At 62.7% G+C, this 11,858-nt stretch carries 12 protein-coding genes; 3 read left to right on the plus strand and 9 right to left on the minus strand.

The genetic code is table 11. From position 1 onward, the window contains the following. Positions 1-147: 147 nt before the first annotated feature. The 3 genes from modA to glp form a co-directional block, all read right to left on the minus strand. Positions 148-1,050, minus strand: a complete 903-nt coding sequence (gene modA, locus Q5Q88_RS08960) for a molybdate ABC transporter substrate-binding protein (RefSeq protein ID WP_302743098.1) — start codon at positions 1,048-1,050, stop codon at positions 148-150. 108 nt (positions 1,051-1,158) lie between these two features. After that, complete coding sequence (locus Q5Q88_RS08965) at positions 1,159-1,665, minus strand: molybdenum cofactor biosynthesis protein B (protein WP_118653740.1); 507 nt, start codon at positions 1,663-1,665, stop codon at positions 1,159-1,161. Positions 1,666-1,704: 39 nt separating this feature from the next. Then, a complete protein-coding gene (glp, locus tag Q5Q88_RS08970; protein ID WP_302743101.1) occupies positions 1,705-2,982 on the minus strand; it encodes a gephyrin-like molybdotransferase Glp in 1,278 nt (425 codons plus the stop codon). A gap of 216 nt (positions 2,983-3,198) precedes the next feature. Between glp and Q5Q88_RS08975 the strand changes: the two genes are divergently transcribed. Then, positions 3,199-4,557 carry a chloride channel protein gene (locus tag Q5Q88_RS08975; RefSeq protein WP_302743103.1) on the plus strand — a complete coding sequence of 453 codons (1,359 nt, stop codon included), beginning with the start codon at positions 3,199-3,201 and terminating at the stop codon, positions 4,555-4,557. Further along, on the plus strand, positions 4,554-5,606 hold the full coding sequence (locus tag Q5Q88_RS08980) for a diacylglycerol kinase family protein (RefSeq protein WP_294121841.1): 1,053 nt from the start codon (positions 4,554-4,556) through the stop codon (positions 5,604-5,606). The genes Q5Q88_RS08975 and Q5Q88_RS08980 overlap by 4 nt, the downstream gene beginning before the upstream one ends. 71 nt (positions 5,607-5,677) lie before the next feature. Here the strand turns inward: Q5Q88_RS08980 and Q5Q88_RS08985 are convergent, their stop codons facing one another. The 5 genes from Q5Q88_RS08985 to Q5Q88_RS09005 all read right to left on the minus strand — a co-directional run bounded on the left by Q5Q88_RS08985 (position 5,678) and on the right by Q5Q88_RS09005 (position 10,297). Beyond that, positions 5,678-6,256: a xanthine phosphoribosyltransferase gene (locus tag Q5Q88_RS08985; RefSeq protein ID WP_118653744.1), complete on the minus strand. Its 579-nt coding sequence runs from the start codon at positions 6,254-6,256 to the stop codon at positions 5,678-5,680. 53 nt (positions 6,257-6,309) lie between these two features. Then, positions 6,310-7,281 carry an alpha/beta fold hydrolase gene (locus tag Q5Q88_RS08990; RefSeq protein ID WP_118653745.1) on the minus strand — a complete coding sequence of 324 codons (972 nt, stop codon included), beginning with the start codon at positions 7,279-7,281 and terminating at the stop codon, positions 6,310-6,312. 213 nt (positions 7,282-7,494) lie between these two features. Next, positions 7,495-8,037 (minus strand): nitroreductase family protein, encoded by a 543-nt coding sequence (locus Q5Q88_RS08995; protein ID WP_118653746.1) that lies wholly within the window; start codon positions 8,035-8,037, stop codon positions 7,495-7,497. Between the two features lie 49 nt (positions 8,038-8,086). Continuing rightward, a complete protein-coding gene (locus tag Q5Q88_RS09000) occupies positions 8,087-9,004 on the minus strand; it encodes a TIGR02452 family protein (protein WP_118653747.1) in 918 nt (305 codons plus the stop codon). 12 nt (positions 9,005-9,016) lie between these two features. After that, complete coding sequence (locus Q5Q88_RS09005) at positions 9,017-10,297, minus strand: O-acetylhomoserine aminocarboxypropyltransferase/cysteine synthase family protein (protein WP_118654142.1); 1,281 nt, start codon at positions 10,295-10,297, stop codon at positions 9,017-9,019. A gap of 97 nt (positions 10,298-10,394) precedes the next feature. On the opposite strand from Q5Q88_RS09005, the gene Q5Q88_RS09010 reads away from it, so the two are divergent. Then, positions 10,395-10,835: a C-GCAxxG-C-C family protein gene (locus Q5Q88_RS09010; protein WP_118654143.1), complete on the plus strand. Its 441-nt coding sequence runs from the start codon at positions 10,395-10,397 to the stop codon at positions 10,833-10,835. Between the two features lie 299 nt (positions 10,836-11,134). On the opposite strand, the gene Q5Q88_RS09015 is transcribed toward Q5Q88_RS09010, so the two are convergent. After that, entirely contained in the window at positions 11,135-11,773 is a 639-nt protein-coding gene (locus tag Q5Q88_RS09015; protein ID WP_302743108.1) for a YigZ family protein, read from the minus strand. Positions 11,774-11,858: the final 85 nt, after the last annotated feature.

The raw sequence follows: 11,858 nt of genomic DNA on the forward strand, positions 1-11,858 counted from the left end.
AACCTCCCATCTCGAGGACTTTATTTTCCAGTCCAAGAAATGGGAGGCAGTTCACCGCGATGGCCGCCCCTTCCCTTTTCATGCGCCGTCGCGTTCGTCCCAGCATTCGCGTTCGTCCCAGTATGCCAGAACATTCGGGCGAAGCAGCTATTCGGCAAGCTCGAAGCCGTACTTTGCCCAGATCTTCTGGGCGCCGGCGTCGTTCATGCAAAAGTCGAGGAAGTCCGCGGCAGCCTTGGCATGCTCGCTTGTCGAGGAGACGGCGCCAGGGTACACGATGGGCCTATGCGAATCCTCTGGACACACAAAGGCCTGCTCAATGCCATCGTACCGGAAGATATCAGAGCTATAGACGAAGCCGATGACCGCATCACCGGTCGAAACGTACTTGGCGGCTGTGCCCACCTTGTCGGCCAGCGCCACGCGACCGGCGAACTCCGGCGCGTACTCACCGTCGTCACCGGCAGCCCCTGTGTACAGGCCAATGGTAAACAGCGCCTGGTTTGCGTACTTGCCCGCAGGAACCGTGACGGCGTCTCCGATAGCCACCTTGCCGTCGATGTTCGCGAGATCCTCAAGAGAGTCGATCTCGACGTCAGAGCCTTCGGCCTTGGCGATCACGAGGTCATTCACGAACATGTCGAAGCGCGTGTCGTCGTCGACCAGGCCCGCTTCAACGGCGTCATCCATGGTGCCGGTTGAAGCCGTGATGAGAGCATCGACCTGCGCGCCCGCACGCATTTGCTCTATGAGATCGCCGGATGCCTTGAACTGCGTATCGGCGAACGTGACGCCCGTCTTCTCGGTGTACAGCTCTTGCACCTCGGGCATTGCCTTCTCAAGCGAATTGGCGGCGAAAACCTGGAGTTCGACTGCTTCCATGGAGTCCTGGTCGTTTGAGCCCGAATTCGTTGCCGGTGTATCACCGCCGCAGCCCGCAAGGGAGCCGGCAATCAGAACCGTCATGCCCCACGCCACGATAAAGCGGCGAGACCAAAGCCGCGATCCAGCGAACGCGCGGCTACGGGAGCCATCCTTGATCTTCTTCATGCACTGTCCTTTCCCCCTGATATGGATAGGTGGATGAGCCCGTACGTACGCCCGTCCACATTATTCATATTATATTTGCTTGAGAATAATACTCAGTTGAGAATAATGTTAATGACCCCCGCCGCGAGACATCTGCATGGCATGCTCGAGCTGGTCGGCAATGGCCTCCCAGCATTCACGTGCCGCCTTTGTCGACCCGGGAAAGTTAATCACCAGCGCGAGTTTTCCCATGGGCAGACCGTCCTCGCCGCGAACCGCGCGCTGCATACAGCACGCGCGGGAGAGCATTGCGCGGCGGGTCTTTGCGAGCGAATACGAACGGATGGCCTCGGCGATGCCCGGGACGTCGCGCTCGCACACCGCAGCGGTGGCCTCGGGGGTCACGTCACGCGGGGAAAGACCCGTGCCGCCACAGGTGAGCACGATGTCTGCCGCCAGGTCGTCGGTCGCGGTGCGTATGGCGACGGAGATCTCCCTCATGTCATCGTGTACCACGTCGTGTGCGCATACCGACCATCCCGCCTCCCTGATCAGGGACTCGAGCGCCGCCCCCGCCTCGTCCTCGGTGACGTCGCGCGTATCGGAGCACGTGATGATCGCGAATTTGATATCCATGGGGCTCCTCCAAATAGTCTGAATGAACTGGTTGGTGGCTTACAGAACGGTGCCCTCGGGCAGGTCGTAACGAATTACCTCACCCTCATCACCTGCGGTGATGCCCCGCAGGCCATCGGGCACCACGAGCAGGCAATTGCCCCGATGAAGGTCGACGAGCATGGCGGAGTTCTGCGTCGCCGCCTCGGTGGCGACGAGCTCACCCGCCGGATCGCGCTCAACGCGCGCGCGATTGTAGAAGCGACGGTCTTGGCGCTTCTTCACATCGCGCTGGACGCGCGCCTTCTGCACGGGCCTTTGCAGATCGGAGTGGCCGCGCATCTTGCGGATGGCGGGGCGAACGAACAGCTCGAAGCCGATAAACGCGCCGGCAGGATTGCCCGATAGGCCGACAAACGGCACGTCATTGACGAGACCAAAGGTTACCGCCTTGCCCGGACGCATGGAAATGCGGTCGAACAGGACCGTGCCCTCGCGAGCGACGAGCGCGGTCACGTAATCGTAATCGCCCGCAGACGCGCCTCCGGATGTCACCACGAGGTCGCACTCGTCCACCGCGCGCCGCACGAGCTCGCAGATGCGCCCCTCGTCGTCGGGAGCGATGCCGTAAAACACCGGCTCCGCGCCCGCGGCAATCGCAGACGCCATGAGCGCAGGGGCGTTGACGTCGCGGATCTGGCCACGCGCGGGCACAACCGAGGCATCGACCAATTCCGTTCCCAGGGAGATGATGCCGACGCGAGGCGCGCGGTGGACCGACACGACGGCGGCACCGGCATTGGCAAGCAAGCCGGCACCGGCGGGCGTCACCACCTCGCCGGCGCGCATGATCACCTCACCACGGTGAGCCTCGAGACCGGCAGCGCGGATATTCTCCCCAATCGATGCGGGCTTTCTCAATGCCACGCGCGAGCCCTCGTTGCCATCACCCTCGAGGACCTCGACGATCTCGTACTTGACAACGGCATCGAGCCCCTCGGGGACCGGGGCACCCGTCATGATGCGCACGGTCTCCCCCGTGCCGACGGCCCCCTCGAATACGTGGCCTGCGGCCTCATGCCCTACCACATCGAGCACCACGGGATGCTTCACGTCGGCATCGAGCAGGTCCTCAGCGTGCACCGCATATCCGTCCATGGCGCTGTTGGCGAAGGGCGCTAAGTCGATATCGGTCGCGACGTCGCGCGCCAAGGGGAGCCCCGCTGCCCTCCAGCAGGCAATCTCCTCTATCGGCGTTGGAACGACGTGGCGCAGGACGACGTCCAACGCCTCCTCCACCGTGAGCATGTGCGCATCGGGGTTGAAGTCTTGTGCCATAAAGTCCCTTCCTCACCATATCCCGGGTGCCGCAACGCCCGCCGCAAATCGAAAGACGATTGAGCCGCGCCGCCGCAACGGCGAGGGCACATGCGATGCCGCCCGTTGTATTCTCATTAGAGAATAGTTCAAGCGCGGTCGTTTGCCTATCGGCGACCAAAGATGGCGGCGTATACTGAAACGCATTTACACCCCAAACACCCAAGGAGGATGACCATGCCCAAGCAGGCGCTCAAAGCGGCGCGAGGCGAACTGCGCCGCGGGTCTCGCGAACTCGCCTTCGATGCTCGGCGCAACGCGGGAAACGCGCGGGCGAGCTTTCGCGTCCTGGTACTCAGCGCGCTGGTCGCCGCACTCATGGGAGTCGCCGGATGGGCTTTCCTCGCCGCGCTACGACTCGCCACGGACGCACGCGAAGCCCATCTGTGGCTCTTCGGACTGCTTCCCCTTGTCAACCTCGCCACCGCCTGGCTCTACCGCAACCACGGATTGCGTGCCCAGCGCGGCAACAACCTAGTCATCGACAGCACCATAACCGGCACACCCATCCACGGCCGCATGGCGCTGCTCACCTTCGCCTGCTCAACCGCCACGCACCTCGCAGGCGGATCTGCCGGTCGCGAGGGAGCGGCAGTGCAGATGGGCGGCACCATCGCGAGCAACGTCGCCACGGTGTTCCGCGTGGAGGGCCACGACCGGCGCGATCTCATGATGGCGGGTATCTCCGCTGCATTCGGGGCGGCGTTCGGCACGCCGCTCGCCGGAGCCTTCTTCGGCATGGAGATGTGCTTTGTGGGCAAACTCGACTACAGCGCCGCCCTCTACTGCCTCACCGGGTCATTCATCGGGAATGCCGTGAGCCGAGCCCTTGGCAGCCCTTTCGCCTTCCAAACGATCTCGCGCGTCCCACCGATGGATCCAAGCGTCTTGGCCGTCGTCATCGGCGCCGCCGTCGCGTTTGGCCTCGCCGCACGCCTCTTCACGTTCTGCATCCGCACGGTCAAGCGCCTCTACGCTCGCTTCTTCGTGAATTACCTCGCAGCCGCAGGAGCAAGCGGCATCCTCCTCGTCCTCCTTTTCCTCGGCCTTGGCCTGCATCGCTATGGCGGCCTCTCCGAATGGATGGTCCCCGCGGCATTCGAGGGCAAGACCACCCTCTTAGACCCGGTCTTGAAACTCGTCATGACCGCACTCACCGTGGGGGCGGGATTTCAAGGCGGCGAGGTGACGCCCCTGTTCGGCATCGGCGCTTCCCTCGGCGGCTGGATCGGATCGGTCACGCTCGGAGACCCCAGCCTTATGGCCGCATTGGGCATGGTGGGGGTTTTCGGCGCGGCGCTCAACGTTCCCATCACCACCATCATGCTCGGTATCGACATGTTCGGAGCGAGCGCGGGTGCGTACTTCGTCATCGTGGGCTTTATGAGCTATCTCATCGCCGGACACCACGCCGTGTACCCCGCACAGCGCATCGTCACCCCCAAGAGGCGATCGCTCAAGGAGGATACGGCCCTCACCGTAGAAGGCGCTTACGAACGCCATCGCCAGGAGCTCGAGGAGATGATCGACGAATGAGGAACGCCCGGCTCGAGTCACTTGGACATGCGCTCATCATCGTCAACCCCGTTGCGCAAAGTGGTGCGGCAGCAGGGGCTGCAGAGCGCCTCAAGCGCTTCCTCACGATGTACTGCCACCGCGAGGCATTCGACATCGCCCAAACCGAACGCCCCCGACATGCGACGGAGCTTGCGGCCGCGGCGTCAGAATTCGACACCGTGCTCGCACTCGGCGGCGACGGTGCGGTGCACGAGGTAGCCAACGGCCTTATGCAGATCCCGGCGGCGCAGCGGCCCATGCTCGGGGTCGTGCCGGTCGGGTCGGGGAACGACTTTGCGCGCACCCTCGGGCTGACCGACATCACCGATGTCTCCGGCACCGATTTCTCCGCCCTGCTCACCAGCGAACCCACCGTCTGCGACATCATGCGCATCACCTACGAGACGAGCGGCTCAGGGGCACCCCGCAGGGTTGTGGAGTACGCCGTCCAGACTGCCTCATTTGGGCTCGATGCCGCCATTGCCATCGACACGCACACCATGCGAAAGCGCACGGGGCTCACGGGAGCACCGCTTTATATGGCGAGCGGACTCAAAGCGTTCGGGCGGAGCTATCGCGACTATCCCGTTCGCGTTCGATTTGACGATGGTGAGACTCGGCACTTGCGCACCATCGTATTCGCGATCCAAAACGGGCCGACCTACGGATCGGGATTCAACATCTGCCCGCGCGCCAGCATCTCCGACGGATTGATCGATGTATGTTACGCCTCCGGCCCCGTGCCGCGCGCCGTGGCGCTGCCAGTCTTCCTTTCTGCCAAGAACGGCCGCCACGTTGGAAGCAAACACGTGCATATCGAACGCATCAAAAAGGTCGACCTTACATTTTCCGCAGGCGACTACCCCATCCAGCTCGACGGCGAGCAAATCCGCGCCAAGAGCATGCGCATCGAGGTCGTGCCCGGCGCACTCAACGTGTTGCAGCCGCTCGATATCGGCCATGCGGAACCCATCGCAACAGCCGAGGCGCCAAAACGCCCCGAAAGTTCACTCTCGGGGCGTCAATAAGGTAATTATGAGCAAATCGCGCTTCGAAAGTTCACTCTCGCGTCTCTAGCGCGGATCGATGGCGGGGAGCCTTACGCAAAGACGATCTCGCCCGTCTCGTCGTCCATGCCGGCAATGCGGGCGAGGCTCTCCACGCGATACCCGCGGGCGCGCAGCTTGTCACCACCACCCTGATAGCCCTTCTCGATGGCGATGCCGATGCCCGCGACCTCGGCTCCGGCGCTCTCGCAGATGGAGATGAGCCCCTCGAGCGCGCAGCCGTTCGCCAAAAAGTCGTCGATGATAAGCACGCGATCCCCGCTCTCCAAAAAGCGGCGACCCACGATGACCGGATACTCCTTTTGCTTGGTGAACGAGTAAATGGTGGTGGAATACTGCTCGCCGTCCAAGTTGATGGACTGCGCCTTCTTGGCGAACACCACCGGCACATTGCCAAAGTGTCGCGATGCGCAGCATGCGATACCGATGCCGCTTGCCTCGATGGTGAGAATCTTGTTGATGCCAGCACCCTCGAACAGGCGCGCCCACTCGGCACCCATGTGGTCGAAGAGCTCAACGTCGCATTGATGGTTCAAAAACGCGTCGACCTTAAGGACATTGCCGGCCTTGACGATGCCGTCGCGTACAATGCGCTCCTCGAGCTCCCTCATGAATACCCTCCTATGGTCTGCAGATTTCACAGCAGGATACCACGAAGGCAGGGCTACAGTCCCTGGCGTTCCAGCCATGTCAGGATATCGCGGTGGACCTCGTCTTTGATGGGCTCATTCAGTATCTCGTGACGCATGCCGGGATACAGCTTCTCGCTCACGCGCTCGATGCCCGCACGGCGATACATCTCCACGGCGCGATGCACGCCCGCCCCACACGCGCCAACCGGATCTTCGTCGCCCGAGATGAACATCAACGGCAGGGCATGCGGTAGTTTTCGCGCCAAACGGGGATCGGTCGCATCGGACACGAGGCTCGTGAGCGTGTGATAGGCACCGACCGTGAACGGTTGCCCGCACAGGGGGTCGCGCTGATACTCCGCGACGACCTCGGGGTCGGTCGCCAGCCAGTCGACGTCGGTCTTGGCGCCCTTGATCGCCTTGCCATACGCGCCCGCGCCCAGCCCATCGACAAAGGAGCTCACATATCGCTCCCCGTGCTTTTTCGCAAGCGACCGCGTGAGTGCCCTGCCGGCGCTCGACAGAGCGCGCGCCTGATGTCCCGTTCCGCACAGCACCGCGGCCCGAACGCCAAAGGCATGGCGGGTGAGGAACACGCGTGTGACGAAGCTTCCCATGGAGTGGCCGAAGATCACGTAGGGAATGCCACTCACACGCATATCGCATTGGACCGACAAGCGATCGAGGACGGTCTCGCGCAAGGTCTGGACGTCGGCTATGAGCACATCCTCCCCCGCCTCAAGCGGCATGTGGCCCAGATCTTCGGCGCTGGAAACGGTCTTGCCATGTCCTATATGGTCGTTGGCGCACACGACGAAACCCTGCTCGCACAGAAACGAGGCGAACCCCGCATACCGCTCGACGTGCTCGGACATGCCATGAACGAGCTGGATGAGGCCGCGCGGAGCCTCTCCGCCCGAGGCGACCTCGTCTGGCTCCCAAACGAGCGCGCAGATGGTTGATTCCCCATCGCGGCTGGCATAGTTCAAGGTGGTTGTCTTCATGTTGGGAGCTCCTGTGCGATCGATGTGGACTGCGATGTGCACGCATCGACCTTCTTGTACCCCACGCGGCACAAGGGATATCCAGCCATCCGCCAGCGGCGAGATCCGCCCTGTGCAACGCATCCGATCGGGGCGCAAACGCGCCACCCATCCAAGCACAACAGCCTCCCCCGCATGCGGGAGGAGTCCAGCACGAGCAGATGCACGGCGCGGTTACACTTCCAGCGGAAGGAAACGAAACTCGCTCATGGGAATGGTGCGCGCCTCACGCGCCTCAGCGTCGGCAATCTGGTCTGCGGCATACCCAATAGTGAGCATGTGCACCGGATACAGATCCGAAGGAAGGCCGAACTCGTCGATGGCGACGCGCGGATCGAAGTGACACACCCAGCAGGTGGACAGACCGAGATCCTCTGCCTGCATCATCATCTGGTCAACAACGATGCTCGAGTCGATATCGCCCGAATCCATCTGGTCATACTTGCGCACCCAGGCGATGTCGACCTTTTCGCACACCACGAGCACGAGCGGTGCGCCGAAGACGCTACCGTCTTTGGCGAAGTGCTTTGCCGCAATCCCAGCCTTCTCACGCAAGCGCGGGGTATCGCAGACGAGCACGCGCGTGGGATGCTTGTTGCAGGCGGACGGCGCGATACGCCCCGCCTCGAGAATCGCGGAAAGCTTTTCGGGCTCGACCGCACGGTCCTCATAGGAGCGGCAAGAGTAGCGGGCGCGCGTCAATTCGGAGTAGGACATACTGCCTCCCAGGGCATCGTGATGGAAACGGTTGTGCCGCCGAAGCGAACTACAGGTATTTGCGCCAGTCGTCCTCCCCTTCGTCTTCCTCTTGAGCCTCCGCCTCTGCCGCCGCAGCGGCGCGTTCAGCGGCGGCCTCGGCGTAGCTCACGGCGTTCTTCTCGGGAAATGCAGCGAAGACATGCTCGAAATGCTGGAGGTTCTCGTTGAACCGATCGCGCGAAACGGCGAAGATGGCGAGCTCGATGGCGTGCGTGCCCCGCGCAAGTTCCTCGCGGAACAGCTCGGCGACCGTATCGGCGTCCCAACCGAACACACCGCAACCCCAGGCACCGAGCACGACCTTCTTATGCCCAAGCATATCCACCACATCAAGCGCAAAGCGGATGCGCTCGCGCATGGCGCGCTCGAGGACGCCTTCCTTGACGCCATACTCCTCGCGCGCGCGGCGGGCATTGGGAGCGGCGATCACGAGCACATCGGCGTACGCGTGGATCTTATCGCGCGCGAAACGGACCTTGGGAACCACGAGACCGCGGTTTCGATACAGCTCGCAATTGATGTTGCGACGACGATTCTCGCCATACCAGTCACGCTGGGATTCGAGCACGTTGTAGAGGAAAGACTCAGAGCAGAGCGCCTCCTCCTGTGCCCAAGCGCCGCGAATGTAGCCACCACCCGGGTTCACGAACGAGGCGAAGTCGAGCACGGCGAGATCGCAGTACTCCGCGCGGCCGCGGCCGTTCTCGAGGATCGCGGCGACGGAGTCGGCGTCGACCACGCGCACCTCGGGCACGCATCCGGTGACCTCGACGGAGACGGGTGCCTCGACGCGGCGCACACCGGCCGAACTCCGCTCGATTTCCTTGCCGAAGCGCACGGCCACCTGCTCGGTATGGCGCTCGGCGGCAGCGGCGCGCGCCTGCTTGCGGGGGTTGCTCCGCTGGCTCCCTTTGTGTTCCACCATGGATACCCCTCCCTACAGGCTCGCGAGCGCCTGCTCGACGTCGGCAATCAGGTCTTCGGTGGACTCGATGCCGCAAGACAGACGCACCATATCGGGCGCGATGCCGCACGCCTCGAGCTCGGCGTCGTTCATCTGGCGGTGCGTGGCGTTCGCCGGATGCAGGCAGCAGGTGCGCGCGTCGGCCACATGCGTGGCGATCTGGGCGATTTTGAGGCTCTTCATGAACTGCTCGGCAGCGGCGCGGCCGCCGGTGAAGCCGAAGCTCACGACGCCGCAGGAGCCGTTCGGCAGATACTTCTGGGCGAGGTTGTAGCACTTGTCGCCGGGAAGGCCCGGGTAACGCACGAAGCGCACGGCGGGATGGTTCGACAGGAATTCCGCCATGGCCTGGCCGTTCTTGCAGTGCTGCGGCACGCGCACATGTAGACTTTCGAGACCAAGATTGAGCAGGAAGGCGTTCTGCGGGCTCTGAATGCATCCGAGGTCACGCATGAGCTGGGCGGTTGCCTTGGTGATGAAGGCACCGCCTTGGCCGAATTTCTCGACGTAGGTCACGCCGTGGTAGGTCTCGTCGGGGGTGGTGAGGCCCGGGAACTTGTCGGCATGGGCCATCCAGTCGAAGTTGCCCGAATCAACGATGGCGCCGCCCACTGCGGCGCCGTGGCCATCCATGTACTTGGTGGTGGAGTGGGTCACGATGTCGGCGCCCCACTCGAAGGGACGGCAGTTGATCGGCGTGGGGAACGTGTTGTCCACGATCAGCGGCACGCCGTGGGCGTGAGCCGCAGCGGCGAAGCGTTCGATATCGAGGACCGCGAGTGCAGGGTTGGCGATGGTCTCGCCGAACACGCACTTGGTGTTGGGTCGGAACGCCGCCTCGAGTTCTTCGTCGCTCGCGTCAGGCGCCACGAAGGTGCACTCCAGGCCCATGCGGCGCATGGTGTGGGCGAGCAGGTTGTAGGTGCCGCCGTAGATGGCGGAGCTTGCCACCACGTGGTCTCCCGCGCCGGCGATGTTGAAGACGGCGAAGAAGTTCGCCGCCTGGCCGGAGCTCGTCAACATGGCGGCGGTACCGCCCTCGAGTTCGGCGATCTTTGCGGCCACGTAGTCGTTCGTTGGGTTCTGCAGGCGGGTGTAGAAGTAACCCGACTCCTCGAGATCGAACAGGCGGCCCATATGCTCGGAGGTGTCGTACTTCCACGTGGTGGATTGGTAGATCGGCACTTGGCGGGGCTCAGCGTCCCCGGGACGGTAGCCGCCTTGCACGCAGGTCGTTCCGATATGCTCGGCCATGGGCTCTCCTTCGCTCGCATCGACACGGCGAGCAGCCGCATCGTTTCATAGATAGGTAAAATGGTATACCGTTCACCGCAAACGCGAAGGAAGAACCATGGCAATCAATAAATCGGTTACTTTGACGGATCGTGAGGCGCTGAAGAGGGCCGCCGCGGACTATCACGCGCGCGGCTTCAACTGCGCCCAATCCGTGATCTGCGCCTTTGCACCGGCGCTCGACATCGACGAGAAGGCGGCATTCGCCCTCTCCGAGGGGTTCGGTGCCGGCATGGGCGGCATGTCGGAGACCTGCGGGGCGATCTCGGGCGGCATCATGGCGCTCGGCCAGATAAAGAGCTCAGGTTTCGACGCTCCAGGCAGCAAGGGGGCCACGTACCGTCTCGCTCGCGCGTACTGCGATGCGTTTAGGGAAAAGAACGGCTCGACCATCTGCCGCGAGCTCAAGGGCGTGGGCGGGGACGCTGGTCCGCTGCGCTCTTGCGCCGGTTGCATCGACGACGCCATTGATCTGTTCGTGGACATTATCAAGGGGTAACCGCCTCAGACCGTGCTTTGTTATCCGCACGATCGAAACGCAAAAGTCTGCGTAACTGGCTAAAAACTACCGATTTGTATCGCTTGATCCGCCAAGCGTCTACGTTCAGAACAATTGAGCGCAACAAAACTGCAGGTTGCATGGGCGCAAAACGACTGAAAGGCCCATACGCAACACAACGAGGCTTGCCTGAAGCGGCATTTCGAGACGAACCGGGCGGTTTCACCGCGCCTCTCGATACAAATCGGTAGTTTTTAGCCAGTTACGCGGTTACCCCAGATGGGAATCCAGGGCAGAACTTAAAACTCGTCGAAATGGGGGCTTCCTATCTCGATGCGCTCGCGCCCAGCCATGAGCTCGGTGAGCTTCGGCGCAAGCGCGAGCTCCTCGCCTTCCCGATACACGGCGTGGATAACGACCTCGTCGGTGTAGTCAGTCGCGGTGACCTTGCCGCGCGTATCGGCAATCTTGCGCACAACTTGCTCGTATTGGGGATATGCAACAGTAATGTCGACCGCCACCACACTCGTCATCTCTACAATATCGCCCGCCTGGCGGGCGGCCTCGACCGCCGCCTGCGCAGCAGCCGTATAGGCGCGCACCAGACCGCCCGGCCCCAGCAGCGTACCGCCAAAGTAGCGCGTGGTCACGCAGCAAACGTCCTTGAGCCCCGCGCCGCGCAGCACCTCGAGCGTGGGCATGCCACTTGTCCGCTGCGGCTCCCCATCGTCGCTTGCGCGCTCCGTTCCATCCACCAAGATAAATGCGGGGACGTTGTGACGAGCGTCATAATGCCGCGCTCGGACTGCAGCTTGATGCGCCTGCGCCTCCTCAACCGACTCGACATGGACCAGCTGGGCGATGAACCTGCTCTTGCGATCCTCGAACTCCCCGGTGACCTCAGCCCCCGCCCTCAACGTGAAATAACTCTCCGCCATAACCCCTCACAACCGTGCCCAATAATATATGGCTCTGTCACAACACACAGTTGATTTAGAGCATCTTCCCTATTTTCTATTTAGT

The sequence above is a fragment of the uncultured Collinsella sp. genome (genome assembly GCF_959026545.1).
Lineage (GTDB): Bacteria > Actinomycetota > Coriobacteriia > Coriobacteriales > Coriobacteriaceae > Collinsella.